Annotated in this window: 29 protein-coding genes; 18 read left to right on the plus strand and 11 right to left on the minus strand. The window is 68.7% G+C overall.

All coding sequences use genetic code 11. The features are described from left to right. Position 1: 1 nt before the first annotated feature. A complete protein-coding gene (locus V8J38_RS01750) occupies positions 2-799 on the minus strand; it encodes an enoyl-ACP reductase (protein WP_338578654.1) in 798 nt (265 codons plus the stop codon). A 155-nt stretch (positions 800-954) separates the two neighbouring features. On the opposite strand from V8J38_RS01750, the gene V8J38_RS01755 reads away from it, so the two are divergent. Further along, positions 955-1,305, plus strand: coding sequence for a DUF2794 domain-containing protein (locus V8J38_RS01755; protein ID WP_338577658.1), 351 nt, complete (start codon positions 955-957; stop codon positions 1,303-1,305). 149 nt (positions 1,306-1,454) lie between these two features. Here V8J38_RS01755 and V8J38_RS01760 read toward each other — a convergent pair whose 3' ends face one another. Further along, on the minus strand, positions 1,455-2,201 hold the full coding sequence (locus V8J38_RS01760; protein ID WP_338577659.1) for a Bax inhibitor-1/YccA family protein: 747 nt from the start codon (positions 2,199-2,201) through the stop codon (positions 1,455-1,457). Positions 2,202-2,327: 126 nt separating this feature from the next. Here V8J38_RS01760 and thpR point away from each other — a divergent pair, with 126 nt between their 5' ends. The 3 genes from thpR to mmcB are packed head-to-tail and all read left to right on the plus strand — an operon-like array spanning position 2,328 to position 3,902. Further along, entirely contained in the window at positions 2,328-2,867 is a 540-nt protein-coding gene (gene thpR, locus V8J38_RS01765) for an RNA 2',3'-cyclic phosphodiesterase (RefSeq protein WP_338578655.1), read from the plus strand. Then, positions 2,864-3,430 carry a GNAT family N-acetyltransferase gene (locus V8J38_RS01770; protein ID WP_338577660.1) on the plus strand — a complete coding sequence of 189 codons (567 nt, stop codon included), beginning with the start codon at positions 2,864-2,866 and terminating at the stop codon, positions 3,428-3,430. Before thpR ends, V8J38_RS01770 begins: the two co-directional genes overlap by 4 nt. A gap of 25 nt (positions 3,431-3,455) precedes the next feature. Beyond that, complete coding sequence (gene mmcB, locus V8J38_RS01775) at positions 3,456-3,902, plus strand: DNA repair putative endonuclease MmcB (protein ID WP_291780062.1); 447 nt, start codon at positions 3,456-3,458, stop codon at positions 3,900-3,902. Positions 3,903-4,002: 100 nt separating this feature from the next. On the opposite strand, the gene V8J38_RS01780 is transcribed toward mmcB, so the two are convergent. Together V8J38_RS01780 and V8J38_RS01785 are read right to left on the minus strand one after the other, a co-directional pair. After that, the gene (locus tag V8J38_RS01780) at positions 4,003-4,569 is read right to left on the minus strand and encodes an ActR/PrrA/RegA family redox response regulator transcription factor (protein WP_291780060.1); all 567 of its coding nucleotides are present in this window, start codon (positions 4,567-4,569) and stop codon (positions 4,003-4,005) included. Positions 4,570-4,638: 69 nt separating this feature from the next. After that, on the minus strand, positions 4,639-6,150 hold the full coding sequence (locus V8J38_RS01785; RefSeq protein ID WP_338577661.1) for an ActS/PrrB/RegB family redox-sensitive histidine kinase: 1,512 nt from the start codon (positions 6,148-6,150) through the stop codon (positions 4,639-4,641). A gap of 84 nt (positions 6,151-6,234) precedes the next feature. Here V8J38_RS01785 and V8J38_RS01790 point away from each other — a divergent pair, with 84 nt between their 5' ends. From V8J38_RS01790 to V8J38_RS01800, 3 genes are all read left to right on the plus strand, one after another. Next, a complete protein-coding gene (locus V8J38_RS01790; RefSeq protein WP_291780054.1) occupies positions 6,235-6,855 on the plus strand; it encodes an SCO family protein in 621 nt (206 codons plus the stop codon). A 97-nt stretch (positions 6,856-6,952) separates the two neighbouring features. Next, the gene (locus V8J38_RS01795; protein ID WP_338577662.1) at positions 6,953-8,233 is read left to right on the plus strand and encodes a polyhydroxyalkanoate depolymerase; all 1,281 of its coding nucleotides are present in this window, start codon (positions 6,953-6,955) and stop codon (positions 8,231-8,233) included. Further along, positions 8,199-8,909: a SprT family zinc-dependent metalloprotease gene (locus V8J38_RS01800; RefSeq protein WP_338577663.1), complete on the plus strand. Its 711-nt coding sequence runs from the start codon at positions 8,199-8,201 to the stop codon at positions 8,907-8,909. Before V8J38_RS01795 ends, V8J38_RS01800 begins: the two co-directional genes overlap by 35 nt. A gap of 30 nt (positions 8,910-8,939) precedes the next feature. Here the strand turns inward: V8J38_RS01800 and V8J38_RS01805 are convergent, their stop codons facing one another. From V8J38_RS01805 to V8J38_RS01815, 3 genes are all read right to left on the minus strand, one after another. Continuing rightward, entirely contained in the window at positions 8,940-10,994 is a 2,055-nt protein-coding gene (locus V8J38_RS01805; RefSeq protein ID WP_338577664.1) for a penicillin-binding protein 1A, read from the minus strand. A gap of 197 nt (positions 10,995-11,191) precedes the next feature. Beyond that, the gene (locus V8J38_RS01810) at positions 11,192-11,812 is read right to left on the minus strand and encodes a class I SAM-dependent methyltransferase (protein WP_338577665.1); all 621 of its coding nucleotides are present in this window, start codon (positions 11,810-11,812) and stop codon (positions 11,192-11,194) included. After that, positions 11,809-12,747, minus strand: coding sequence for an alpha/beta hydrolase (locus V8J38_RS01815; RefSeq protein ID WP_338577666.1), 939 nt, complete (start codon positions 12,745-12,747; stop codon positions 11,809-11,811). Before V8J38_RS01815 ends, V8J38_RS01810 begins: the two co-directional genes overlap by 4 nt. A 99-nt stretch (positions 12,748-12,846) precedes the next feature. Between V8J38_RS01815 and V8J38_RS01820 the strand changes: the two genes are divergently transcribed. The 3 genes from V8J38_RS01820 (at position 12,847) to V8J38_RS01830 (ending at position 16,440) form a co-directional block, all read left to right on the plus strand. Beyond that, positions 12,847-13,962 (plus strand): aromatic ring-hydroxylating dioxygenase subunit alpha, encoded by a 1,116-nt coding sequence (locus V8J38_RS01820; protein ID WP_338577667.1) that lies wholly within the window; start codon positions 12,847-12,849, stop codon positions 13,960-13,962. A gap of 36 nt (positions 13,963-13,998) precedes the next feature. Continuing rightward, entirely contained in the window at positions 13,999-14,673 is a 675-nt protein-coding gene (locus V8J38_RS01825; RefSeq protein WP_338577668.1) for a DUF1345 domain-containing protein, read from the plus strand. Positions 14,674-14,940: 267 nt separating this feature from the next. Next, positions 14,941-16,440, plus strand: a complete 1,500-nt coding sequence (locus tag V8J38_RS01830) for a DEAD/DEAH box helicase (RefSeq protein WP_422388308.1) — start codon at positions 14,941-14,943, stop codon at positions 16,438-16,440. A 79-nt stretch (positions 16,441-16,519) separates the two neighbouring features. Here the strand turns inward: V8J38_RS01830 and V8J38_RS01835 are convergent, their stop codons facing one another. Beyond that, on the minus strand, positions 16,520-17,821 hold the full coding sequence (locus V8J38_RS01835) for an OmpP1/FadL family transporter (RefSeq protein ID WP_291780029.1): 1,302 nt from the start codon (positions 17,819-17,821) through the stop codon (positions 16,520-16,522). A 184-nt stretch (positions 17,822-18,005) separates the two neighbouring features. Beyond that, positions 18,006-18,776: a competence/damage-inducible protein A gene (locus V8J38_RS01840; RefSeq protein ID WP_338577669.1), complete on the minus strand. Its 771-nt coding sequence runs from the start codon at positions 18,774-18,776 to the stop codon at positions 18,006-18,008. 150 nt (positions 18,777-18,926) lie between these two features. On the opposite strand from V8J38_RS01840, the gene map reads away from it, so the two are divergent. From map to V8J38_RS01865, 5 genes are all read left to right on the plus strand, one after another. After that, complete coding sequence (map, locus tag V8J38_RS01845) at positions 18,927-19,748, plus strand: type I methionyl aminopeptidase (protein ID WP_291780025.1); 822 nt, start codon at positions 18,927-18,929, stop codon at positions 19,746-19,748. 26 nt (positions 19,749-19,774) lie between these two features. Next, entirely contained in the window at positions 19,775-20,506 is a 732-nt protein-coding gene (gene radC / locus V8J38_RS01850) for a RadC family protein (protein ID WP_291780022.1), read from the plus strand. Next, positions 20,503-21,021, plus strand: a complete 519-nt coding sequence (locus V8J38_RS01855) for a GNAT family N-acetyltransferase (RefSeq protein WP_291780019.1) — start codon at positions 20,503-20,505, stop codon at positions 21,019-21,021. Before radC ends, V8J38_RS01855 begins: the two co-directional genes overlap by 4 nt. An 81-nt stretch (positions 21,022-21,102) precedes the next feature. Next, positions 21,103-21,345 carry a BolA family transcriptional regulator gene (locus tag V8J38_RS01860; RefSeq protein WP_338577670.1) on the plus strand — a complete coding sequence of 81 codons (243 nt, stop codon included), beginning with the start codon at positions 21,103-21,105 and terminating at the stop codon, positions 21,343-21,345. Between the two features lie 5 nt (positions 21,346-21,350). Further along, positions 21,351-22,244 carry an aldo/keto reductase gene (locus V8J38_RS01865; protein ID WP_338577671.1) on the plus strand — a complete coding sequence of 298 codons (894 nt, stop codon included), beginning with the start codon at positions 21,351-21,353 and terminating at the stop codon, positions 22,242-22,244. Positions 22,245-22,250: 6 nt separating this feature from the next. Here the strand turns inward: V8J38_RS01865 and cysQ are convergent, their stop codons facing one another. After that, positions 22,251-23,048, minus strand: coding sequence for a 3'(2'),5'-bisphosphate nucleotidase CysQ (gene cysQ, locus V8J38_RS01870; protein WP_338577672.1), 798 nt, complete (start codon positions 23,046-23,048; stop codon positions 22,251-22,253). An 86-nt stretch (positions 23,049-23,134) separates the two neighbouring features. On the opposite strand from cysQ, the gene chpT reads away from it, so the two are divergent. From chpT to V8J38_RS01885, 3 genes are all read left to right on the plus strand, one after another. Further along, on the plus strand, positions 23,135-23,833 hold the full coding sequence (gene chpT, locus V8J38_RS01875) for a histidine phosphotransferase ChpT (RefSeq protein ID WP_338577673.1): 699 nt from the start codon (positions 23,135-23,137) through the stop codon (positions 23,831-23,833). A 77-nt stretch (positions 23,834-23,910) separates the two neighbouring features. Further along, on the plus strand, positions 23,911-24,294 hold the full coding sequence (locus tag V8J38_RS01880; RefSeq protein ID WP_291780002.1) for a response regulator: 384 nt from the start codon (positions 23,911-23,913) through the stop codon (positions 24,292-24,294). Beyond that, the gene (locus V8J38_RS01885; protein WP_338577674.1) at positions 24,291-25,106 is read left to right on the plus strand and encodes a protein-glutamate O-methyltransferase CheR; all 816 of its coding nucleotides are present in this window, start codon (positions 24,291-24,293) and stop codon (positions 25,104-25,106) included. The genes V8J38_RS01880 and V8J38_RS01885 overlap by 4 nt, the downstream gene beginning before the upstream one ends. A 21-nt stretch (positions 25,107-25,127) precedes the next feature. Here the strand turns inward: V8J38_RS01885 and V8J38_RS01890 are convergent, their stop codons facing one another. After that, positions 25,128-26,498, minus strand: coding sequence for a metallophosphoesterase (locus V8J38_RS01890; protein ID WP_338577675.1), 1,371 nt, complete (start codon positions 26,496-26,498; stop codon positions 25,128-25,130). Positions 26,499-26,659 lie beyond the last annotated feature (161 nt).

A 26,659-nucleotide genomic window follows, 5' to 3' on the forward strand; every position in this document is an offset into this window, starting at 1 on the left:
CTCAGCCTTCCATGTCGTCCGGCAGGCCGACGGCGTGGAAACCGGCGTCGACGTGGACGACCTCGCCCGTGGTCGAGCGACCCAGGTCCGAGCACAGCCACAGGGCGGCGCCGGCGACGCCTTCCATCGAGGTCTCTTCCTTGATCAGCGAGAACTGCGCCGACTTGGAGTGCAGGCCGCGCCCGCCCGAAATGCCCGCCAGCGACAGGGTGCGCATGGCGCCCGCCGAGATGGCGTTGACGCGAATGCCCTTCGGCCCCAGGTCGCGCGCGATGTAGCGGGTGGCGGCTTCCAGCGCGGCCTTGGCCACGCCCATGGTGTTGTAGTTCGGAATGACCCGCTCGGAGCCCAGATAGGTCAGGGTGATCATCGCGCCGCCGTTGGGCATCAGCTTGGCCGAACGCTTGGCCACGTCGACGAAGCTGAAGGCCGAGATGTTCATGGCCAGCAGGAAGCTGTCGCGGGTGGTGTTGTCGACGAAGGAGCCCTTCAGCTCATCCTTGTTGGCGAAGGCCACCGAGTGGACGACGAAGTCGATCGTGCCGAATTCCTTTTCCAGTTCGGCGAAGGCGGCGTCCATGGAGGCGTCGTCGGTGACGTCAGCCTGGATCAGCAGCTTGGCGCCGACGCTTTCGGCCAGCGGGCGCACGCGGCGCTCAAGCCCTTCGCCCAGATAGGTGAAGGCCAGCTCGGCGCCTTGTGCGGCCAGTTGCGAGGCGATGCCCCAGGCGATGGAGTTGGAGTTGGCCACCCCCATGATCAGGCCCTTCTTGCCCTTCATGAGGTCTCCGGTGGGCATGTCCCAGCCTTCGCTCGTCGCCATGGGTTCGTCTCCGTATCTAGAACTTGATCCGCCTTTTGGACGGGCGCGCGGCGGGTGACAAGCGCCCAGACCTCGGCTCGGGCTCAATCTGCGAAGCTGGCGTTTCTCCGCAGGCGGCCTAAGTTGAAGCCATGAGCTTCGACGTCGACAGTTCGAACGCGCAGCCGCAAGGCGCTTCCCCGGGGCCGGTCTTCTTCGACCGCCGCGAGCTGGACCAGATGCTGCGGATCTATGGACGCATGGTGGCGGCGGGCGAATGGCGGGACTACGCCATGGCCGGAGGCAGGGACCACGCCGAGTTCGCCGTCTTTCGTCGCCACGGCGACGCGCCGCTCTACCGCATCGAGAAGCGCCCGGCGCTGCGCCTGAAACAAGGGCAGTGGGCGGTGATCGGCGAGGGCGGCCATGTGCTGAAGCGCGGCCGCGACCTCGCCCAGGTGCTGCGCGTCTTCGACAGCCGGCGCTTCACGGTGGTGGAGTAGGCGGCGCCGGGTTTGCCGGTCGTCATTGAGGTAAAGAAAAAGGCCCCGACGTCGCCGTCGGGGCCTCATTTTTTTTGGCCTGCCGCCCTTCGGGCTGCTTGAGGCCCAGCGCTCAAGTCGGCCGTGACCGCGTCACAGCTTAAGAAGCCCTATTCGCGGCTGCCCATGAAGGCCAGCAGGAACTGGAACAGGTTGATGAAGTTGATGAACAGGCTCAGAGCGCCGAAGCCCGTGGCCACGCCCATGGCGTTCTTGTCGCCGCCGAGCGCGTAGTAGGTCATCTTCAGGCGCTGGGTGTCATAGGCGATCAGACCCGAGAAGATCAGCACGCCCGCGCCCGAGATCACCAGATACATCACGCCCGATTGCATGAACATGTTGACGATCGAGGCGATGATCAGGCCGATCACGCCCATGATCAGGAAGGTGCCCATGCCGCTCAGGTCCTTCTTGGTCGTGTAGCCGACCAGGCTCAGACCCGCGAAGGCGGCGGCCGTCACGAAGAAGGTCGAAGCCAGCGAACCGCCCGTATAGCGCAGGAACAGCACGCCCAGACCGGCGCCGATGGTGGCGACCACGGCCCAGTAGAGCATGTTCACGCCCTTGGCGGTCGGGTTCTTCATGAAGAACATGGAGCCGAATAGCATGACCAGCGGCGAGAACTGGATGATCATGCCCAGCATCGTCAGGCCGACGCGACCGTCCGGCATGCGGGCGAACAGCATCTGCTGCACAGGCTCGACGTTGCCGGTGACGTAGGCCAGGGCGCCGGCGACGACCAGGCCGATCGCCAGCTTGTTGTAGACGCCCAGCATGAAGGCGCGCAGGCCGGCGTCGACGGACATGTCCGCCGACTGCGGAATCGGGCGCGCATAGCCGTTGTTGAAATCGCTCATCGCGAAAGAAGTCTCCCATGTGGCCGGAAATATCCCGACCCGTGGCTCAAATATCGGGACGCGGAGACGTCCATGCAAGAAAAACCGGTCTTCCGGCCGCCGGTTCCGCCCGCTACCAAGGGTCGCATGTTGCGCCTGTTCACCGCCATCGCCATTCCCGAGGACGTCGCCGAGACCCTGGCGCGGCGCCAGTCCGGCCTGCCGGGCGCCCGCTGGCGGCCGCTGGACGCCCTGCACGTCACCCTGGCCTTCTATGGCGAGGCGTCCGAGCGCACGGCCGACGATCTGGCGTCGGAACTGACCCGCGCCGAGGGCGGAGGGGCGTTCGAAGTCACCCTGAACGGCGTCGGCGCCTTCGGCGACGCCCATCGCAGCCACACCCTGTGGGCCGGGCTGGACCGGTCGGAGCCGCTAAACGTCCTGGCCGGGCGTTGCCGCGCGGCGGGCGAACGGGCGGGCGTCCCGCCTGAAAAGCGCGAATACCGCCCGCACGTCACCCTGGCCTATCTGAAGCCCCAGGCGAACCCGGACCGTATCGGCGCCTGGATCGCGGGACACAACCTGTTGAAGTCGCCGCCGATCCGCGTGGATCGCTTTGGCCTCTATTCCAGCGTCCTGACCGGCGACGGCAGCGTCTACACCCTGGAACGCGAGTATCTGTTGTGATCGAACGCCCTGCTTCGCCCCTCGGTCCCACGCTGGAGACCGAGCGTCTGTTCCTGCGTCCGCCGACGCTGGATGATTTTCCGCGCTGGGCGGAGTTTCAGGCCGACCCTGACACGACTCGTTTCATCGGCGGGCCGCAGTCGAAGCATCAGGTCTGGCGGACCATCGCCTCGGTCGCGGGCATGTGGGCCTTGCATGGCGAGGGCATGTTTTCGGTGATCGAGAAGGCGACCGGCCTGTGGATGGGCCGCATCGGGCCGCTGCATCCCTATGATTGGCCGGGTCGCGAGGTGGGCTGGAGCCTGCACCCCGACGCCACGGGCAAGGGCTATGCGATCGAGGCCGCCGTCGCGACCATGGACTACGCCTGCGACGTGCTGGACTGGGTGGACGTCATCCACTGCATCGACCCGGACAACCGGGCGTCGGAGAAGGTGGCGGAACGGCTGGGCTCGACCAATCGCGGACCGGCCGTCATGCCGCCGCCCTTCCATGAGCACGCCGTCAATCTGTGGGGCCAGACGCGGGATCAGTGGCGTCTGAACCGGCAGCGCTTGCGATAGGAACATAGGCGGAACATAAAGGCGAATGCCCGCCGCCGCGCTTCACCTCGAACTGGTCTTCAGCCGCCCCGAAACGACCCTGTCCGTCACGCGCGGGGCCGCCCGGCTGATGGCGGACATGGGGTATGCGCCCCTGCTGGAGGTCTGCCTGCCCAATGGACGGCGCGCCGACGTCATGGCTCTGGGGCCGAAGGGGGACATCGTCATCTGCGAGGTGAAGTCGGGGATCGACGACTATCGCGTCGACCGGAAGTGGCATGAGTACGGCCCGTTCTGCGACGCCTTCTATTTCGCCGTGGCGCCGGAGTTTCCTGAGGGCGTGCTGCCTGACGAACCGGGTCTGATCGTCGCTGACGGTTTCGGCGGGGCGGTGGTGCGCGAGGCGCCGGCGACGCCCCTCGCTCCCGCGCGCCGCAAGGCCCTGACCCTGGCCTTCGCCCGCCTGGGCGCGCTCCGGACGATGCGAGAGTAGCGCCTTCTCTCACAAGGGGAGAAGGAGAAGAACAATGCGCTCAAGTCGCGAGCGACCGCGTCGCGAGCATAGCGCCCCACAATGAAGCGATAGGCGCAGCCTATCGCGGCGCGCGTTTGGCCAGGATGCGTTGCAGGGTACGGCGGTGCATGCCCAGGCGACGGGCCGTCTCGGAGACGTTGTGGTCGCACAGCTCATAGACGCGCTGGATATGCTCCCAGCGCACCCGGTCGGCCGACATGGGGTTTTCCGGCGGCTCGGGCGCCTCGCCGGTGGACAGCAGGGCCTTGACCACGTCGTCGGCGTCCGCGGGCTTCTGGAGATAGTCGACGGCCCCGGCCTTGACCGCCGCGACGGCCGTGGCGATCGCGCCGTAACCGGTCAGCATGACGATGCGGGCGTCCTCGCGCCGCTCGCGGATCATCTCGACCACCTTCAGGCCGTTGCCGTCCTCCAGCCGCATGTCCAGCACGGCGAAGGCCGGGACCGCCTGGCGCAGGGCGTCGTTCGCCTCGGCCACCGAGCCGGCGACGGTGACGGCGAACCCGCGGGATTCCAGCGCCCGCCCCAGACGGGTGCGCAGCGCCTGGTCGTCATCCAGCAGCAACAGGGATTTGTCGTCGAGGGCGGCGACTTGAGCGGCGACTTGGGGTTCGAGGTCGGACATGCGGTTCTCCTGCGGTTCAGGTCGTGCGTCATGGGCGCAGGGTCAAGGGCGAAGCCGACGACTGCGACATCAGGTTCCACCGGACTCCATGGCGGAAACCGGCGCCTCCAGCGCCTGTCGCGGCCAGCGGATGGAGACGCGGGCGCCCTTGGGCTGGCCCTTCTCGCCGTCTCCGGACCCGACCGAGACCTTGGCGCCGGTGCGTTCCAGCAGCGTGCGGGCGATGAAGAAGCCCAGGCCCATGCCGCCCTGGCTGGGGGCGATGGGGGCGGTGATCGGGGGCGGCGCCGCGCGGCGGCCGCGCCGGGCGGGGCGCGAGGCGGCGGCGATCTGGGCGGCCAGGGCGCGACGGGCCTTGGCCTGGGGGCGGCTGGTCACATAGGGCTCGCCCAGGCGCGGCAGAATCTCGGAGGCGAAGCCGGGGCCGTCGTCCAGGATGTCGATCTCGATCCAGCCGGCGTCGACCACGGCGGTCAGCCGCACCTTGCGGGCGGCGAAGTCGGCGGCGTTCTCGACCAGGGTGGACAGGCCGTGGACGATCTCGGGCAGGCGGCGGACGCGCGGCACGGGGTGTCCGGGCGGCGCCTTGACGGCGATCTCGAAGTCCAGGTCGAAGCCCCGGTGCGGCTCGGCCACCTCTTCCAGCAGGGCCTTCAGGTCGATGTCGGCGAACAGGGGGTCGCCCTCTTCGGGCTGGGCCGACAGCTGCTTGAGAATGGCCCGGCAGCGTTCCGCCTGTTGCAGGATCAGGGCGGCGTCCTCGGCGGCCGGACTGTCGGTGGGGGCGTCGCGCAGCATCTCCTTGGCGACGACCTGGATGGTGGCCAGCGGCGTGCCCAGTTCATGGGCGGCGGCGGCGGCGAGGCCGCCCAGGGCCGCCAGCCTCTGCTCGCGCTGCAGAACGTCCTGGGTGGTGGCGAGAGCCAGCTCCAGCTTGTCGGCGTCGGCGGCGACCTTCCAGGCGTAGCCGGCGGTGAACAGCACCCCCGTCACCAGGGCCAGTCCCAGGCCCAGACGATAGAGGCCCGGCAGCTCCAGATGTTCGTGCAGCCGCCACGGCAAGGGCAGGGACCAGGAGAAGAGGAAGCCCACGGCGATCAGGGCCATGACGCCCAGGATCACCGCCTGACGCGCGGGCAGGGCGGCCGCCGCGATGGTCACCGGCGCCACCAGCAGCAGGCAGAAGGGGTTGGCCAGCCCCCCGGTCAGGGCCAGCAGGGTCGCCAGTTGCAGGATGTCGAAACCCAGCTGGGCGGCGGTTCGAGGCCCGTCCGGCAGGCTGCCGTCGATGCGCCGCGCCCGCGCCATGGTGGCCAGGTTCATCGCCACGCCGGCGCCGATCACGGTCAGGCATTCCCACAGGGGCAGAGGGAAATGCAGGGCGAAATAGGCCGTCAGGATCGCCGAGGTCTGGCCGACCACCGCCAGCCAGCGCAGCACGATCAGGGTGCGCAGCGACAGGCCGCGTCCGCGTCGGGGCAGCTCCGGCAGGCCGGCCAGCTCACCTTCCGCCAGGGCCAGGAGGTGCGGCGAGGCGGGCGGCTGGACGTGCGGCGGAATGGGGGCTTCTGTAGGGCTCACCCCTCTTCTATAGACCGGGCGCAGGGCGGCTGCACGGTTCGCCGTGTCGCGCCTGCCGAATGACCCTTCCGCCGAGGAGACGCCATGCCCCGCCGTCCCGTGATCCTGTTCGCCGCCGCCTGCGCGGTCATCGCCCTGGCGCTGGGCCTGATCACCATGGTGGTGGTCGGCGGTCGCCAGCAGGCGGCCCAGACGACGGACGCCGCGACGGGCCAGCCTCTGGTCGGCGGCCCCTTCACCCTGACCGATCAGGACGGCCAGGTCGTCGATCAGTCGATTCTGGAAGGCAAGTGGAGCCTGGTCTTCTTCGGCTTCACCTACTGCCCAGATTACTGCCCCACGACGCTTGGCGTGCTGAACGCCGTGCAGGAGCGGATGGGCGACAAGGCCAAGGATCTGCAGATCGTCTTCATCAGCATCGACCCTGAGCGCGACACGCCGCAGATGCTGAAGGACTATCTGTCCTCGGACGGCTTCCCGGATGACGTCATCGGCCTGACCGGCACGCCGGAACAGGTGGCCCAGGTCGCCAGGGAGTACCGCGCCTTCTATCAGAAGGTCGGCGAGGGCGAGGGTTACACCATGAATCACGGCCTGACCGTCTATCTGATGGGGCCGGACGGCCGGTTCCGCAGCGCCGTGGCCCACGACCTGGGGCCCAGCCGCACGGCGACCCTGATCGAAAACGCGATGGAGAAGGGCTGATCACCTTTCCCTGAACGAAGCGCGGCCGGTCTTTTTTGCGGCGCAGCACCCTGTATGATCGGCGTTCCGCATCGGCGGGGGCCGCAGTCGGGGTTTCATGCTCTACGCTTTTCACGAGCTCGCCTATCATTCGGCGACGCCGTTCCGGATCGGGGCCCAGATGGCCCGCCAGTTCTGGACCTCTCCATTCAATCCGGCGTCGGATACGGCGATCGGCCGCACCGCCTACGCCACGGCTGAGGTGTTCGAGAGTCTGACGCGTCGCTACGGCAAGCCCGACTGGGGTCTGGAGACGATCGAGATCGACGGCAAGCCCGTCCGCACCACCGAACAGGTCGTCTGGTCCTCGCCCTGGTGCCGTCTGGTGCGGTTCGCACGCAACATCGGCGACCTGAAACGCGCGGGCCGACCCGCCGCCGCGCCCGCCGTGGTGATCGTGGCCCCGCTGTCGGGCCACTACGCCACCTTGCTGCGCGGCACGGTCGAGACCTTCCTGCGCGACCACGACGTCTATGTCACCGACTGGTCTAACGCGCGCCAGGTGCCGATGCTGGAGGGCCGTTTCGACTTCAACGACTACATCGACCATGTGCGCGCCATGCTGGCGGCGGTCGGGCCGCGCGCCCACGTCGTCGGCGTCTGCCAGCCGGGGCCGCCGGTGCTGGCGGCCTGCGCGGTGATGGCGGCCGAGAACGACCCGAACCGGCCCGCCTCCATGACCTTCATGGGCTCGCCCATCGACGCCCGCCTGTCGCCGACGGTGACGAACCAGCTGGCCGAGGAAAAGCCCTTCACCTGGTTCAAGTCGAACATGATCCACACCGTGCCCTGGCCCTATCCGGGCGTCGGGCGGAGGGTCTATCCAGGCTTCGTCCAGCTCTACAGCTTCATGTCGATGAACGAGGATAAGCACGTCGACGCCCATCGCCGCTATTTCGAGGATCTGGTGGCGGGCGACGGCGACGGGGTTGAGAAGCACGAGCAGTTCTACGACGAGTATCTGTCGGTGCTGGACCTGACCGAGGAATTCTATCTCCAGACCATCGACATCGTCTTCCAGCAGCACCTGCTGCCGCGCGGCCTGTTGCAGCATCGCGGCGAGACGGTTGATCTGACCGCGATCACGGACATCGGCCTGGCCACCATCGAGGGCGAGATGGACGACATCTCCGGCGTCGGTCAGACCCAGGCCGCGCACGGCCTGACGCCGAACATCCCGGACGATCGGCGCCTGCTCTACGTCCAGCCCAAGGTCGGCCACTACGGCGTCTTCAACGGCCGCCGGTTCCGCGAGGAGATCTATCCGCGCGTGCGCGATTTCATCGCCAGCAATGAAGCTGTCAGTGTCGTACCGGAACGGTCAGCGTCTGCCGCTTGAGGGCGGCGGCGCCCTGAGGCTGTCGGTCAATCCGCGCGCGCGTCGGCTGTCGATCCGCATTGACGCCCGCGCCGGCGAGGCCGTGGCCGTCGCTCCCAGCGAGCGGCGCCTGGGCGAAGTCGTGGCCTTCGCCCGCACCAAGGCCGGATGGATCGCCGAACGGCTGGCCGCGCGGGCCGAGACCCTGGCGTTTGCGCCGGGCGCCGAGGTGAGCTGGCAGGGGCGTCCCTTGCGGCTGGAGGCGACGGGCGGCGCAGGCGCGGCGCGCCTGGTCGAAACGGCCGAGGGGCCGGTGCTGCGCTCGGGCGGAGAGGGCGAGGCCTTCTCACGACGCATCGAGAACTGGTTCCGTCGCGCCGCACGCGACTTCCTGGTCGAGCGGACCGAGGTTCACCTCAAGGCTCTGGGCCAGAAGCCGGTGAAGGTGTCCATCGTCGACACCCGCTCGCGCTGGGGCTCGTGCAGTCCGCACAACCGCTCGATCCGCTATTCCTGGCGCGTCATCATGGCCCCGCCCGCGGTGGCCGACTACCTGGCCGCGCACGAGGTCGCCCACCTGGTCCACGCCGACCACAGCCCGGCCTATTGGGCGGTCGTGGCCCGTCTGGTCGGGGATCATCGCCCGCACCGACGCTGGCTGCGCGAGCATGGCGCGGCGCTTCACGCGGTCGGTTAAATCCTTCTCCCACAAGGGGAGAAGGAAAGCCTAGAAAAACAGCGCGTCGGGCTGGCGTTGCTGTTGCGGAGCGGGTCGCGCCGCCGGGGGCTGTTGCGGCTGGGCCGCCTGCGGGGCCTGGCCGTCGATGACCACGGGCGGTTGGGCGTCGTCGTAGGGAACGGCCGTGGCGTAGGGGTCCTCGACCTGGCCCATCAGGTCGCCGACGGGGTCGGGCGGGATCCAACCCTCGGGCAGGGGCGGGCCGTTGGGGATGGCCTGGACCGCCAGACGCGGCAGGGCCGCCTCCATGAAGCCGCGCCAGATGGCGGCGGGCGAAGAGCCGCCGGTGACGCGGGCCATCGGCTTGTTGTCGTCCTTGCCGACCCAGACGGCGGCGACGAAGCCGCCCGTGTAGCCGACGAACCAGGCGTCCTTGTAGTCCGAGGTGGTGCCGGTCTTACCCGCGATGTCGCGCCCGCCGATGGCGGCCGAACGACCGCTGCCCGAGGTGATCACCCCGCGCAGCATCTGGTTCATGTAGTAGAGCGGCGGATTGTTGATGGCCTGGCCGCTTTCGGACGGGCCGTGGGTGTAGATCACCCGCCCAGACGGGGTGCGGATGCGGCTGATGCCGTAGGCGTCGACGCGGCGGCCGCCGTTGGCGAAGGCGTCATAGGCCTGGGCCATCTCCAGCGGGCTGACCTCGACGGCGCCGAGGGCCATGGAGGGCTGCAGGCCGATCTCGCTGCTGATCCCCAGACGGCGGGCGGCGCGAGCCACGCTGTCGCGCCCGACCTGGTCGGCGACATAGGCGGCGACGGTGTTGGTCGACTGGGCCACGGCCTGGGCCAGGGTCATCTGGCCCGAGAAGCGGCCCGAGTAGTTGCGCGGCGACCAGCCGCCGATGGTCACCGGCTGGTCCACCACCGGGGTCTCGGGCGTATAGCCGGCCTCGACCGCCGCCAGATAGACGAAGGGCTTCCAGGCCGAGCCCGCCTGGCGGCGGGCGTCGACGGCGCGGTTGAACTGGCTGTCGCCATACGACGAACCGCCGATCATGGCGCGCACCCGACCGTCGCCGTCCAGGGCGACCAGGGCCGCCTGCTCGACGCCCTTGCCCTTGTCGCGGTCCAGAATGCGGCGCACGGCGCGCTCGGCGTCGGTCTGCAGCGTCAGGTCCAGGGTGGTTTCGACCACCAGATCCTCGGTCGGCTCGCCGACCAGGCCGCGGATCTGCTTGTCGAGCCAGTCGATGAAGTACTGGGCGTGCTGACTGGCCAGCGTCTTGGACACCCGCACCGGCTCGGCTACGGCGGCGTCGCGCTGAGCGCGGGTGATGGCGCCGACCTCGACCATTTCGTTCAGAACGACGTTGGCGCGGGCGGCGGCGCGCTCGCTCTCGGACACCGGCGAATAGCGCGAGGGCGCCTTCAGAAGACCCGCCAGCAGGGCGGCTTCGCCGACCGTCAGCTTATCGGCGCTCTTGTCGAAATAGCGCTGCGAGGCGGATTCGATGCCATAGGCGCCGGCGCCGAAATAGACGCGGTTCAGATAGAGGGCGAGGATCTCCTTCTTGGAGAACTTCATCTCCAGCCATACGGCCAGCATCAGCTCCTGGACCTTGCGCTTCATGTTCTGATCGGGCGTCAGGAACAGGTTCTTGGCCAACTGCTGGGTGATGGTCGAACCGCCCTGGACCACGCGCCCGGCCTTCAGGTTCGAGGCCATGGCGCGGCTCATGCCGATCGGGTCGAAACCGGGGTGGTGGTAGAAGCGGCGGTCCTCGATGGCCACGAAGGCGGCCGGGACGTAGTCGGGCAGGGCGTCCAGATCGACGGGCGGCGCCATCTGGGTGCCGCGCACCGCGATCAGGGCGCCGGAGCGGTCCAGATAGGTGATCGAGGGCTGGCGATCGACCTCATACAGACTGGAGGTGTCGGGCAGGTCGCGCGCGAAGACGGCGAAGAAGACGACGCCGAAGATCAGACCCCAGACGGCCAGAACGGCGCCCCAGTAGAAGAGACGGCCCATGAAGGTGCGACGCGGTTTTCCTCCGCCCTGATCGTTCCCGTCGGGTCCGCGGTCCTTGCGCGCCATGAACATCCCTCTATGCCAGCGGCGCGAACCCTAGACCATTTTCGGTTCAGTCGGAATCGACTGAACCTAGAACAATGGTCCAGAATTAAGCTGGAGCGAATATCTGGATTCAGTTGAACGCAGTCCAACTGAACCGATTTCGCTCTAGCCGTTCACGTCGCCCGCGAAAACGCCCCCGTTTCCGATCACGCCAGCGTGTGCGTTTATTTCGCCGAAAGAATGGCGCGCCGGACCAGCCAGACGCCCTGATCGCCGGCGCTCTCTACCGTCAGGCCGGCCTCGCTGAGCAGGGCTTGGTAGGCGTCAGGGTCCAGGCTGCCGTGATAGAGCGGTTCGCCGCGCCATTCGCCGATCGCCTCGCCGTGAGCGGGACCGGCGGTGAACATCAGCCGCCCGCCTGAGCCGACGCGGGCGGCCAGGGCGGGCAGGACCGTCGTCTGCGCCTGAGGCGTCAGATGGAACAGACTGTGCCAGGCCAGAACGCCGTGAAAGGCGCCGTCCGGCAGGGGTTCGCGCATGTCGCCGATGTGCCAGTCCCCGCCCGGCAGGGTCTCGCGCGCATGGGCGATCAGGCCGGGCGAGGCGTCGAGGCCGATAACCTCGAATCCGCGCTCCAGCAGGGCGGCGCCCATGGGCCAGCCCGAGCCGCAGCCGACGTCCAGCACGCGGGCGCCGGGCGGCCAGCCCTGCGTGAAGCGGCCCAGCCAGGCCGCTTCGTTCCAGTCGCCCTCATCCCGGCGCAGAACAGAGCCTCGGTCGCGAATCCAGTCCGCCGCCTTCTCCTGATAAAGGCCGACGATCCGGTCCGCGGCCGGATGGCTCATCGGGCCAGGAAGGCGTCCAACTCGCCGTAGAAGGCCGTCGGCTGGTCGAACATGATGAAGTGGGCGCTGTCGTCGATGCGCTTCAGCTTCGCGCCGGGCAGGGTCGCGAACGACGCCTGATAGATGGCGTCGGTGATCGCATCGGTCATGCGGGCGTCGTTGAACTTGACGTAGAGCACCTCGGTCGGGGCGGTGATCTTGGCCAGTTCGGGGCGCAGGTCGGTCGTGACCAGTTCGCGGAAGGCGGCGGCCGAGACCTTCTGATCGCTGTCGCGCATGTCCTGAAGGGCTTCCTCGCGGCGGTTCTCGGTGTTGATCATGCCGTTGATGGCGGTTGTCGCCTGGGCGACGTAGGCGTCGCGCGGGCTGGCGGATTGGGCGGTCCAGATCTGGTTGGCGACGGGCGTCACGCTCTCGGCGGTCGCGCCGGGCGCGCCGAACATGGCGCCCATGAAGGGGATCATGTCGACGACCATCAGCCTGCCGACCAGATCGGGGTGACGCGCGGCCAGCATCATGCCCATGGTCCCGCCCATGGAGTGGCCGACGACGGCGGGCTTGTTCAGATGCTGTTCGCGGATGTAGCGGGCGATCTCCTCGGCCACGGGGGCGCCGACCGGTTGGGGGGCGTCGCCCTGCGCGTTGGCTTGCGGCGCGGCGCCGGCGAAACCGGCGACGTGGATGCGGTGGACGCGATAGCGCCCGTTCAGGTGATCGACCGCGCCCTGCCAGATGTCCGGCGAGGACGACAGGCCGGGGATCAGTATCAGGTCGGGCGCGCCCTCCGGCCCGTCGACCACCACGCTGAGGCGATCGGACGCGAAGGCGGCGTGCGTCGCGTGATTGGCGGGGCCGTCCTGAGCCAGGGCGGCGGGGGCGGCGGCCAGCAACAGGGCGGCGGCGCCGAAAAGGGCGGTGGAGGCGGTGCGGATCAAGGCGTCTCTCCCAAAGAAAATTTGCGCCAGATTAATTCATCGGCTGAGGAAGGGAATGGCCTTTGGACGGCCGACCGTCGCTGCTGCTACAAGGCGGCCATGACCGCAGACGCCGCGCCCGCATCTTCCGCCGCCCCAGAAGCTAAGGCCCCGCCGACGGCTTTCGGCAAGGGCTTCATCACCGACGCCTGGTATTTCGTCGCCCTGGCGCGCGACGTGCCGGTCGCCAGCCTGAAACACTATGAGATCATGGGCGAGCCGGTCTTGATCGGCCGCACGCGCGCCGGCGAGGTCTATGGGATGCGCGACATCTGCCCCCACCGCGCGGCGCCGCTGTCGGCCGGGCGGCTGGTCGAGAAGCCGGGCGAGGGCGAGACGATCGAATGTCCCTATCACGGCTGGCGCTTCCGGCCCGACGGCGTCTGCGCGGCCATCCCGTCGCTGGTCGAGGATCAGGCGTTCGAGGCGAACCGCATCAAGGTCCGATCCTACCCGGTGCGCGAGAGCCAGGGCATGGTCTTCGTCTGGATGGCGGCGGACGCCCGCAACCCGTCCGAGCCGGATCAGGAACCGCCGCAGTTCCCCGGCGCCGTCGGCCAGCCCCGTCTGGTCGAGTGGATGGATTTCGACAGCCATATCGACCACGCCGTCGTCGGCCTGATGGACCCCGCTCACGGCCCCTACGTCCACCAGCAGTGGTGGTGGCGCTCCGAACATTCGATGCACGAGAAGGCCAAGACCTTCGCCCCGGTCGACTTCGGCTGGGCCATGGTGCGTCACGCGCCGTCGTCGAACAGCCGCCTGTACAAGGTGCTGGGCGGGGCGCCCGCGACCGAGATCACCTTCCGCCTGCCGGGCTATCGCTGGGAGCATATCCAGGTGGGCGAAAAGCAGGTGCTGGCCCTGACCTGCCTGACGCCGGTGAGCGAGACCAAGACCCGCATCACCCAGATCTTCTGGTCCGATCACTGGGTGTTCGGCATCGCCAAGCCCTTCCTGCGGATGGGCGTCGTCGCCTTCCTGAAGCAGGACGGCGGCATGGTGAACCTGCAGAACGAGGGGCTGAAATACGACCCGGCCCTGATCTGGATCGACGACGCCGACAAACAGGCCAAATGGTATCAGCAGCTGAAGCGCGAATGGCTGAAGAGCCGCGCCGAGGGCCGCGCCTTCGTCAATCCGATCAAGGAGACGGTGCTGCGCTGGAAGAGCTGACGGCTGAAGTCCGGCGGCGGGGCTCTGGCCGTTCGCATGGAACGGCGCAATCATGCGGCCATGAAGCCGGTCGCGCACCTCTTTCGTCTGCATTTCGCCCTTTGGTTGGGATTGGCGGTGATGGCGGCGGCCAGCGCCGTCTCGCCGGTCGTCTGGGGCTGGCCGATGCGGCTGGCGGTCGCCTGGGACGCGGGCGTGACGGCCTTTCTGCTGCTGACCTTCATGCGGTTGAGTCGGGCGCGATCGGTGGCGGCGATCCGCGCGCGGTCGGCGGAGCTGGACCAGGCGGGCGGGGCGGTGCTGCCGCTCAGCCTGTTGGCGGCGGGGGCCAGCGTCTTCGTCATTGTCTTCATGGCGGCGTCGGGCGGCAAGCCGACGGCGACGGCGGCGGTTCTGACCGTGGTCACCATCGCCCTGAGCTGGCTGTTCGTGCAGACCATTTTCACCCTGCATTACGCCCATGAGTTCTATGCGCCCGCCGAGGCCGGCCAGGGTGATCGTCAGGGCCTGATGTTTCCGGGCGAGGACGACGCCGACTACTGGGACTTCCTGCACTTCGCCCTGATCATCGGCGTGGCGAACCAGACCGCCGACGTCCAGATCTCCAGCCAGCGCCTGCGCCGCATCGCCACCGTCCACAGCATCGTGGCCTGGCTGTTCAACACGGTGATCCTGGCTCTGGCGGTCAATCTGGCGGTCAACCTGTTGTAGGCTTTCGCCGAGTTCGCCTTGACTTGGCCGCTATTGAGGCCCATCTGCGCTGCATCGCACAATGCGGTGACCGGCGCGTTCCAGCGCGTGTTGGGCTTCCCTCCCCGGAAGGCCTGTCTGTCGAGCGGCCGGATCATTCGATTTCATACGTCGTCCATACACGCGGGGCGGCGCCCGTTCCCCGCCCGATTTCGGGCAGGCGACGTGCGCCCCTAGTGAAGGCCTGGCTTGTCCAGCCGCGCGCGCCGCCGTTCGTGAAAGACAGACGTGAGCGACACCATCACCTTCGAATCCATGGGCCTGAACAAGGCTCTCCTGACCGCCCTGGCCGCGACCGGCTATGAGAAGCCGACGCCGATCCAGGCCAAGTCCATTCCCGACGTCATGAAGGGCAAGGACCTGCTGGGCATCGCCCAGACCGGCACCGGCAAGACGGCGGCCTTCGCCCTGCCGATCCTGCATCGCCTGGCCGAGAACCGCGTGGCGCCCAAGCCGCGCACCACCCGCGCCCTGATCCTGAGCCCCACGCGCGAACTGGCGACCCAGATCGCCGACAGCTTCAAGCAATACGGCGCCCACCTGGGCTTCCGCGTGGCCGTCATCTTCGGCGGCGTGAAATACGGTCCGCAGGAACGCGCTCTGCAACAGGGTCTCGACGTCCTGGTCGCCGCCCCCGGCCGTCTGCTGGACCACCTGCAACAGAAGACGCTGGACCTGTCCTCGACCGAGATCTTCGTCCTCGACGAAGCCGACCAGATGCTTGACCTCGGCTTCATCAAGCCGATCCGCCAGATCGTCAGCCGCATCCCGGCCAAGCGCCAGAACCTGTTCTTCTCGGCCACCATGCCGTCGGAGATCGGCAAGCTGGCCGGCGAGCTGCTGAAGGACCCGGTCAAGGTCCAGGTCACGCCGCAGGCCACCACGGTAGAGCGCATCAAGCAGTCGGTGATCTGGGTCGAGCAGGGCAGGAAGCGCGCCCTGCTGACCGAGCTGTTCTCGGACCCCGCCTATACGCGCTGCCTGGTCTTCACCAAGACCAAGCACGGCGCCGACAAGGTCGCGGCCTATCTGGAGGCCGGCGGCGTCGAGGCCGGGGCCATCCACGGCAACAAGAGCCAGCCCCAGCGCGAGCGCGCGCTTGAGGCCTTCAAGAACGGCAAGCTGCGCGTCCTGGTCGCCACCGACATCGCCGCGCGCGGCATCGATGTGGACAAGGTCACCCACGTGGTGAACTTCGAGCTGCCCTATGTGCCGGAAGCCTATGTCCACCGCATCGGCCGCACGGCCCGCGCGGGCAAGGACGGCACCGCCATCAGCTTCGTCGCCGGCGACGAGATGAAGCTGCTGAAGGACATCGAGAAGGTCACGCGCCAGAAGATCCCCGCGATCGACCGTCGCAACGACAAGGCCCTGGCCCAGTTGGACGCCTCCATCATGGCGGCGGGCGTGGCCAAGAAGGCGACCTTGCCCGAGCGCGAGGGTCGTTCGGGCGGCGAGGGCCGCGGCGGCGGTCGTCGCAACCCGCGTCGCGACGGCGTCAAGCCCGAGGGCGGCGGCCAGCCGCACCGTCAGCGCAAGGGTCAACGCGACCGGACTCATCACGCCGAGCGCCCGGCGGCGGCCTATGACCCGATGGCGGGCGACCGCGCCCGCTCGGCCGTCCGGGCGACGCCCGAGGCCGAACCCAAGCCGGTCGGCGAGCTGAAGCGCCGTCCTCGTCGTCGCCGTCCGTCGAACGGCGGCAAGGGACACGGCGCTCAAGGCTGATCGTCGAGATCGGCGCAGGAACAAAAACGGCGGCTCTCTTGCGGGAGCCGCCGTTTCCGTATCCGTCGTCAGGCGAGGATCAGAAGGCCCAGCGGGCGCCGATCGAGGCCACCAGGGCCGAGCCTTCGGCCTCGCCGCGCAGGTGCGAGGTCACGGCCGCCGGGGTGCCGGCGTAGAAGGCGCGGTCGTCGTGGATCGTCGAGTCGCTGAAGGCGATGTAGGTCAGACCCGCGTCGAAGGTGACGCCCTCGGTCACCTCGGTCGAGCCGCCGACCGAGAACAGCCAGCGGTCGGCGTCCGGGATGCGGGCGGTGCGTAGGCTGTCGCGGGTCGGGGTCGGATCGTAGCCGACGCCGGCGCGCAGGGTGGTCTTGTCGCTGATGGCGTAGTCCAGGCCGATCGCGCCGGTGGTGACGTCCTTGTAGTTCTGATGGATGACGTCGCCGCCGCCCGGATATTCGACGGTGATGGCCTGGAACTCGGACCAGCCGATGCGATTGACCTGGGCGTTCAGGGTCAGCTTGTCGTTGACGGCGTAACGGACCGACGCCGAGGCGAACCACGGGGTGTTGAAGCTGGCCGTGCCGCCCGTCGAGACGCTGTTAGGCGCCAGCGGGCCGGTCAGGACGATGTTCACGTCGCCGTCCAGTTCGTGCTCGATCTTGGAGCGATAGCTGAGACCGAAGTCCCACGGGCCCTTGTGGACCTGGGCGCCGACATTCCAGCCGAAGTCCCAGCCGTCGCCTTCCAGCGAGGAGGAGCCGTCCGGCAGCAGGGGGGACACCGACGGCATGGCCGAGGTCAGCTTGGCCTTGACGAACTGGGCGTTCAGACCGGCGCCGACGTCCAGCCAGTCGTTGACCTGATAGGCCACGGTCAGGCTGGCGTCGCCCGAGCGCAGCTCCGACGTCAGGGCGTCGTAGCGGGCGAAGGAGCCCTGTTCGTACTTGGTGGTGAAGTTGTAGGGGGCGGCCACCGAGACGCCGACGGCGAAGCGGTCGCCGATCGGCGTGGCGAAGGCGAAGTTCGGCACCAGGCCGCTTTCGATCGGGTCGACCTCGGTGTTGCGCGGGTTGACCACCGGCACGTCCACGCCGCCCGGATAGGTGACGTAGGAGCCGGCGTTCTTCACCTCGGAGTCGATGCGGATGGCGTGAAGGCCGACCGAGACTTCACGGCCGCTGCGGGCGATGGAGGCGGGGTTCCACCACATCGAGCCGACGCCGCGGTCGGCGGCTTCGCCCGAATAGGCGCGTCCGGCGCCGCGCACGGACTGTTCCTGCAGATAGAAGGAGCCCGCGAAGGCCGGGGCGGCGACGCCCGTCATCAGGGCGGTGGTCAGAGCCAGGCCGCCGAGGCGGGCCATGTTCCTGGGAGTCATTACGCTTCACCTATGTCGTGGGCCGACCATTTTGAGAAAGGCGGGCGGCCTTGGTTCGGGGAGGGCCGCCACGCTACCCATCACAGCGTCCGTGTCATGAAAGCGTTGCGTCCAAGGCCGGTGTCGGACCGCTTCTCGGCGAAAGCGTGGCGCAAAAATCGCACAATTTCACACCTTGGTGAGGTTACGTAACGGCAATTTCGATGCCTGAAGAACGTAGGTTTCCGGCAAGATCGTGTTCCGCAGCGTCAACTTCGGCCTGATCCCGACCCCGGATAACCAGCTGGGTTCCGACCTCGCCGGCGGTCTGTCCGGCGCCGAAACCGAAGGGATAGGAGCCGAAGGACAGGTGTGGTCTGGCCTCGGCGGCGGCGCGCAGGATGTCGGCCACGGCGCCCTCGCCGACGCCGCTGACGCGCAACGACCGGCTGTGCACCGGGACGCCCGTCTTCAGGCGCGGCGCCACGTCGTCCAGCATGGCCTCCATGATCTTGGGCACGCCGGCCATGACGAAGACGTTGTCGACCTGGAAGCCCGGCGCGTCGCTGACCGGATTGGCGATCAGGACGCCGCCTTCGGGCACGCGGGCCATGCGGCGCCGCGCAGCGTTGAACTCGCCCGGCGCATAGCGGCGCTCCAGGATGGCGAGGGCCTCGGGGTGTTCGCGCACGGAAACGCCGAAGGCGGCGCCGACCGCATCGGCGGTGATGTCGTCATGGGTCGGGCCGATGCCGCCGGTGGTGAAGACATAGTCGTGCGTCGCGCGCAGGGCGTTCAGCGCCGCGACGATCTGGTCCTGACGGTCGCCGACCACCCGCGCCTCCATCAGATCGACGCCGAGCGGCGCCAGGAAGCGGGCCAGGGTGTTCAGATTGCTGTCGCGGGTTCGGCCCGACAGGATCTCGTCGCCGATGATCAGGACGGCGGCGGTGGGGGAGGGGGGCGATTGTGACATGGGCTGAAGATAGAAAGGGCCAGGCCATACGTCAGCCGTGAACCCTGACGGGCTTGAGGTTTTGTGCTAGTCTGACCATCTGAAGTCCTGAAGTCGTTTCTTCGCCCGGTCCGCCTGTACGCGGAGCGCGCGCCTCCCCGAAAGCCGATCATGTACGAGACCCCCGACCTGGAAACCGACGTCTTCGTCCGCAGCCACGAAATCCGCATCTATGACGCGGAAGGGTTCGAGGGCATGCGCAAGGCGGGCCGTCTGGTCGCCGAGGCGCTGGACATGATCACCGAGCATGTGAAGCCGGGCGTCACCACGGGCGAGCTGGACGATCTGGTGCGCGAGTTCACCCTGGACAACGGCGGCGTCCCCGCCTGCCTGGGCTACAAAGGCTACACCAAGACGGTCTGCACCTCGATCAACCACGTCGTCTGCCACGGCATTCCCGGCGACAAGGTTCTGAAGGAAGGCGACATCGTCAACATCGACCATACGGTCATCGTCGACGGCTGGCACGGCGATAGCAGCCGGATGTACCCGGTCGGCGAGATCAACGCCCGCGCCAAGCGGCTGATCGACGTCACCTATGACTCGCTGGACCTGGGTCTGGCCCAGATCAAGCCGGGGAACACCTTCGGCGACATCGGCTTCGCCATCCAGAAATTCGTCGAGGCCCAGCGCATGAGCGTGGTCCGCGACTTCTGCGGCCACGGCATCGGCCGGGTCTTCCACGACAGCCCCAACGTCCTGCACTACGGCCGTCGCGGCGAGGGCGCGGTGCTGAAGCCGGGCATGTTCTTCACCGTCGAGCCGATGGTGAATCTGGGCAAGCCGGCGGTGAAGGTGCTGTCGGACGGCTGGACCGCCGTGACGCGCGACAAGTCGCTGTCGTCGCAGTGCGAACACTCGATCGGCGTGACCGAGGACGGGCTGGAAATCTTCACCGCCTCGCCCAAGGGTCTTTTCCGCCCGAAATTCTGAGCTAGTCTCCCTTCCGGGGGAGGCTGATGCTCGATCAACCGCCGGAACAGCCGAAGGCCAAGCCGCATCACGCCGGTCATCGCGAGCGGCTGCGCGAACGTGCGCGCACGGCGGGCATCCATCATCTGCCGGACTATGAGCTGCTGGAGCTGTTTCTGTTCCGCAGCCAGCCTCATGTCGACGTCAAACCGGTGGCCAAGGCCCTGCTGACGCGGTTCGGATCGCTGGCGGCGGTGCTGGCGGCCTCGGTCGAGGACCTGATGACGGTCAAGGCCGAGGATTCGCGCGGTCGGGCCAAGGGCGTGGGCGCCGAGACGGCGCTGGACCTCGCCGCCCTGCACGAAGTCTCGCGTCGGGTCGCCAAGGAGGAGGCCAACCGACGCACGGTCATCTCGTCGTGGACGGCGCTGCTGTCCTACGTGCGCCTGTCGCTTCAGCATGAACCGCGCGAGCAGTTCCGCGTCCTCTATCTCGACAAGAAGAACCAGCTAATCCTCGACGAGATTCAGAACCGGGGCACGGTCGACCACGCCCCGGTCTATCCGCGCGAGGTGGTGCGCCGGGCGCTGGAGCTGTCGGCCAGCGCCATGATCATCGTGCACAATCACCCCTCGGGCGATCCGACGCCCAGCCGGGCCGATATCGACATGACCAGACAGGTGATCGAGGCCGCCCGCGCCCTGTCGGTTCAGGTTCACGACCACCTCATCGTCGGCCGCGAAGGCGTGGCCAGCTTCAAGCAACTGGGATTGATGTGACTGTTCTGACCACTCAACGCCTGACCCTGACGCCCGTCGCCGTCGGCGACATGGACGACCTGACCGCCCTGTGGGCCGACGCCGAGTTCACCCGCCACATCATGGGGCGAGGCCTGTCCGAGGAGGAGGTCTGGTTCCGCCTACTGCGCGACATCGGCCACTGGCAGGCCAAGGGCTACGGCAACTGGTCGATCCGCGAGACGACGACGGGGGCCTATGTCGGCAGCGTCGGCGTGCTGGACTATCGCCGCGAGATCGATCCTCCCTTCGACGCGCCGGAGCTGGGCTGGGGCGTGGCGCCCGCCTTTCAAGGTGCGGGCTTGGCGCGCGAGGCGCTGGAGGCGGCCCTGGCCTGGACCGACGCCTATCGGCTGGAGGCGCGCACGGTCTGCATGATCTCGCCCGAGAACGCGCCCTCGGTGCGTCTGGCCGAGCGGGTGGGCTATCGCCCCTACGCCCGCGCGGACTACAAGGGATCGGCCGTCGACCTGTATGAGCGCCCTCGCGCCGGATGAGCGGCTGACAGGCGGGGCGCGGGGCGATAAGCTTTACAATTCAGGCCCGGAAGCGGCCTTCTGCGTTTCAGGAGTTCCACGATGCCCATGTCCGCCGACGACCTTCGCGCCCATCTGGTCGAGGCCTTCCCCGACGCGGACATCGCCATCGAGGACCTGGCGGGCGACGGCGACCACTATCGCGCCCGCATCGTGTCGGAGGTCTTTCGCGGAATGCCCCGCGTGCGTCAGCATCAGACCGTCTACGCCGCGCTGAAGGGCAAGATGGGCGGCGAGCTGCACGCCCTGGCGCTGGAGACCTCGGCGCCGGTCGAGGCGGGCTGAACCCCATGCGCTACCGCCCCTTCGGCGCTTCGGGGGCTGCGGTCTCCAGTCTGACGCTCAGCCTGGGGGCCGAGGCGGCGGCGCGGGGGCCGAACCCTGTCCGCGACCTGGTGTTCGCCGGGCTCGAGGCGGGGGTGAACGCCTATCATCTGGAGCGGCTGGACCCGATGCTGCTTCAGGCCGTCGGCGAGGCCTTGGGCCATGTCGAGCGGCGGCTGGTGTGGGTCAGCACGACCCTGGGCGCCGACCGGGATTTCTCGGCCGAGAGGCTGGGCCGTTCGATCGAACAGGGGCTGCACGCCTCGGGCCTGGGGTGGTTCGACATGGCGGTGCTGGATCGCCCAGCCGAGGATGAGCTGCCCCAGACCTCCCTGACCGCCCTGAAGGCGATGCGGAAGGCCGAGTATGTGCGGATGCTGGGCGTGTCGGGCGATGAGCCGGTGACGGATCTCTATGTCTCGACCGGGGCGTTCGACGTCCTGTTCACCCCCTTTCACGCCAATGTGCCCTGGCAGGTGCGCTCGCGCATGAAGGCCGCGCGCGATCGGGAGATGAGCCTGTTCGCATATGACTATTTTCCCGAAAGCCTGGCCACCGAGCGCCGCGCCGCCGATGCGGGCGGGGCGAAGAAGCGGGGCCTGTTCGGCGGCTGGGGCGCGGGGCGCGGCGAGGCCGATCTGGAGCGGCCGGGCTCCTTCGCCTTCCTGCACCGGACGCCGGGATGGACCGGCGAGGCCATCTGCCTGGCCTACGCCCTGGCGGACCCGGCGGTGGCCAGCGTGCTGATCCGGCCCAGGGACCGGGCGCATCTGGAAGACCTGGCGAGCGTGCCCGAACGAGACCTGCCCGCCGGCCTCTCGGCACAGATCGAGATGGCGCGGGTGGACGCCTCGGCCTGATCGGCTTCAGGCGCCGATGGCGGAGAAGGGGCCGTTGAGGAAGCCGGGCTTGCCGTAGGCCAGGGGACGGCCGTCCTCGGCCAGGACGCGGCCGCCCGCCGCCTCCAGCACGGCCTGGCCGGCGGCGGTGTCCCATTCGCTGGTGGGGCCGGTGCGCGGATAGGCGTCGAAGCGGCCCTCGGCGATCAGGCAGAACTTCAGCGAGGAATCCATGCCCTGCCATTGGGTGCAGCCGTTGCGGGCGGCCAGACGCAGGGCGTCCTCGTCGCTGATGCTGTGGCTGACCAGGGCGACGGCGTCGGCGGGGCGTTCGCGCACGCGGATCGTCTTCCACGGCTCGCCGAAGGCGCGGCGCAGCGCGCCCTGGCCCGGCGCGGCGGAGCGCCAGCTGACGCCCAGGGCCGGGGCCGTCACCGCGCCGGCCACGGGGGCGTCGCCGCGGATCAGGGCAATGTTGACCGAATAGCTCTCGCGCCCCTGGACGAACCCGCGCGTGCCGTCCAGCGGGTCGATGAGCCAGAACCACGTACCGACCGACGACGGGGTGCCGTCGGCGGCGACGGCCTCCTCGGCGACGGCCTCGACCTGGGGCCAATGTTCGGCCAGGCGGGCCAGGATCAGGGCCTCGGCGGCGCGGTCGGCCTCGGTCACGGGGCTGGCGTCGGCCTTGGTCTCCACGGCCGTATCGGCCCGCCAGTAGGGTAGGATCAGGCGGGCGGCCTCTTCGGCGATGTCGGCGATGATCTCGGCCAGGCGGCCGGAGACGAGGTCGGATTCAAGGTCGGCGTAGGCGGAGGCGGTCATGAAGGGCTGGATAGACCATGCGGCCGGTTTAACGAACCGGCAAATCAGGCCACCTTGGCCTTAACCATTTCGAAACCTTGTGCGCCATGACTGTTTCCGACGACCCTGCCTCCCTACCCGCCGCCGATCTGCCTGTGGACGGCGCCGAACTGGCCGCCTTCATCGCCGCCAAGCTGTGCCACGACTTCATCAGCCCGGCCGGCGCCGTGATGTCGGGGCTGGACCTGCTGGACGATCCCGGCGCCCAGGACATGCGCGACGACGCCCTGGGCCTGATCCGTCAGAGCGCGGCCAAGATGGTGGCCCTGGTGCATTTCGCCCGGGTGGCCTTCGGCGCCGCGACCAGCAGCGAACAGTTTTCCGGCGCCGAACTGCACGGCCTGGTCGCGGGTCTGACCGACGGCGGGCGCGCCACGCTGGACTGGCGCGTAGGGGATGAGACCTTCTCCAAGATCCAGGCGCGGACCCTGATCAACTTGGCCTATCTGACCGTTTCGGCCCTGCCGATGGGCGGGGCGGCGGTGGTGACCGTCCGCCGGGAAGGCGATCAGTTGTTTCTGGTCGGATCGGCCGAGGGCGCCCGCGCCCGGCTCAAGCCGGAGGCCGTGGTCGGCCTGAAGGGCGAGCGGCTGACCGAGGGGCTGGCCGGGCAGTGGATCCAACCCTACTGGCTGTGGCTGACGGCGCGCGAGGCGGGCGGGCGGCTGGACCTGGCGGCTGAAGAGGGCCGCGTGGCCTTGATGGCGCGCTTGCCGGGCGCTAGTGAGCAACCCGCGTTCGTCTAGCCAACGCTCCGTTAACCCGCCTGAACGACTATGGCGTGAGCGTGGTTTTGATCTCGCGCCAAACGGGAATAGACCCTGTGGATCCCAGAACCTGTCTGATCGTCGATGACAGCCGCATCATCCGCAAGGTGGCGCGCCGCATCCTGGAGGACCTGTCCTTTGACGTGGCCGAGGCGGCCGACGGCGCCGAGGCGCTGGACTATTGCCAGGCGGCCATGCCCCAGGTGGTGCTGCTGGACTGGCAGATGCCGGTGATGGACGGCCTGGCCTTCCTGCGTCGCCTGCGCGACCTGCCGGGCGGGCGCACGCCCAAGGTTCTGTTCTGTTCGGTCGAGACGCGGGCCGATCGAATCGCCGAAGCCCTGTCCGCAGGGGCCGACGAATATGTTATGAAGCCCTTCGACGGCGAGATCCTTCAGGCCAAGCTCGCCGAAGTGGGAGTGGTGCAGTCGCCGTCATGACGCCGGAGGATTTCGATCGTCTTCAGACCCTGCTGGCGTCCCGCGCCGGCTTCCGGCTGACCCGAGACCGGATGCAGCTGGCGGAGCATCGGCTGGGGCCCGTGGCGCGGCGCGAGGGCTATCACAACGTCGAAGCCATGCTGGCCAGCCTGTGGAGCCGCCCGGTCGCCTCCCTGGGGTGGAGCGTGATCGAGGCCCTGCTGAACGGCGAGACCTGGTTCCGCCGCGACCGTGCGGCCTTCGAGGTGATGGAGCGCGAACTGCTGCCCGCCCTGACGGCGGCGCGCCCGGGCGGACGGGTGCGCCTCTGGTGCGCCGGCGCCTCGACCGGGCAGGAGGCCTATTCCCTGGCCATCGCCGCGCTCGAGGCCGGCGCCCAGGTCGAGATCGAGGCTACGGATTTGTCGCGTCAGGCGATCGAGAAGGCGCTGTCGGGCCTCTACACCTCGTTCGAGATACAGCGCGGCCTGTCGGCGCGCGCCATGCTGCGCTGGTTCGAGCAGGTCGATGATCAGTGGCGGGCGCGGCCCGAACTGCGCGCCGCCATCGCCTTCAAGCGCGCCAACCTGCTGGACGAGGCGGCCGACGAGGGCCGGTTCGACGTGGTCTTCTGCCGCAATGTCCTGGACGACATGGCGCCGGAACGCCGCGCGCGGGTGCTGGACGGGCTGGAGCGGCGGATGGTCGACGATGGCTGCCTGTTCCTGGGGCGTGACGAGCGGCCGGACGGCGACAGCGTGGCCTTTCGTCCGGTGGCCGGACGCAAGGGCCTCTATGTGAAGAGCGCGGCCGCCGCACGGCGCGCCGCCTGAGCCGTCAGACCGTCTGAGCCGTCAGGCGACCGACAGCAGGCCCTGGGCGGCGACGGCCTTGACGCCGGGGCCGGGAACCTCGGCGAAGGCCAGATCAGTCACGCCGAAATACTCATGCTGGTTCAGGGCGCACCAGTCGGTGGTGACGATGCGGACGGTCTCGCGCCCCTCGATTCCTTCGACCGCGCCATAGACGAAGTCGCCGGTGCGGCGGGCGAAGGGCATGACCCGATCCTGGTTGGCCAGGGCGGTCAGTTCGGCCAGTCGCGAGGCCGGAACCTCGGCGGCCATCAGCTTGCCGTCGAAACGCACCACGGCGTCGAATGCGTAGCGGCTGACCGGCCCGGCGGACAGACCCGTCCCCAGCGTCGTGTGGCCGATGAAGCCCGCCTGGGCCCCGGCGAAGCGGGCGAAGGCGGCGGCCACGGCGCGGCCGGTGTCTCCCAGCGACAGGGCGGTCGGGCTGGTCCCGAGAACGGCGCGCTCCTGTGCGGTCAGATGCCGGTCCAGGGTCGTGCTGATCAGGACGGCCAGGGTCGGGTCGGCGGCGCCGTCCAGGGCGACGGTGCGCGACTGGGCCCGCACGCTTCCATCGCTGAGATAGTCCGCCGCGGTATAGGCGTTGCTCCACGATCCGGTGTGGGCGTAGAGGCCGCGCCCCAGCGGTTCCTGGAACAGCAGGTGGTTGTGTCCCCCGATCATCAGGGCGCCGTCGGGCAGGGCGGCCAGCATCCCGCGGTCGCCCGCCACGCCTGCGTGGCTCATCACCAGCGTCAGATCGGCACCCTCCAGCAGCGACGACAGATGGGCGTTGGCCCATTCGGTCGGATCGGGGATCGACAGCCAGTCGCGACTGGCCTTGGGATAGGTGTTCAGCGAATTCGTGCCGAAGCCGGCGATGCGCAGACGGCGCTCGCCGAAGGTCAACTCCGTCGCGGCCGGGGCGTAGGGTCGGCCGTTGCGGGCGTCGACGATGTTGCTGAGGACGGTGATCCCCAGGCCCTGCATCCGCTCCACGACCTCATGCAGGTCGGGGATCAGGTCGTTGTCGTGATTGCCCAGGTTGACCACGGTGGGGGCGATGGAGGGCAGGGCGGCCAGGAAGGCCCAGTCGATCGCGCCTTCGGACCGCACCGACACGACGTTGCCATGCTCGAAGATGTCGCCGTCGACCGCGATCAGATGCGGAACCGGTCGGCTGCGGACCTCAGCGCGCAAGGCGGCGAGAAGCTGGGCGCTGCGCTCATAGGCGGAGTGCAGGTCGGACGTGGCCAGGACGCGGCCGATGACGGCGGGCGACTGATCCAGCGCGAGGGCGGCGGTTCCGCCGACCAGGGGCAGGGCGGCGGCGCCGGCAAGAAATCGGCGACGGGACGGGGCGGCGAGGGGCATGGGCGTCTCCTGCGGCAGGTCGCGCGCTTCGCGCATCGGGAGCCCCGGAGGAAGGCGCAGCCGGTCTGCTTGGCACGTCCTGTTGCGGCGCACAATGTCGCGCTACGGCGACGCGTGAATCGAACGGCGGTTTCTTGCGGTCTGTGTCCCTGTCGCGAAAG

The sequence above is a fragment of the Brevundimonas olei genome, assembly GCF_037055245.1.
Taxonomy (GTDB): domain Bacteria; phylum Pseudomonadota; class Alphaproteobacteria; order Caulobacterales; family Caulobacteraceae; genus Brevundimonas; species Brevundimonas olei.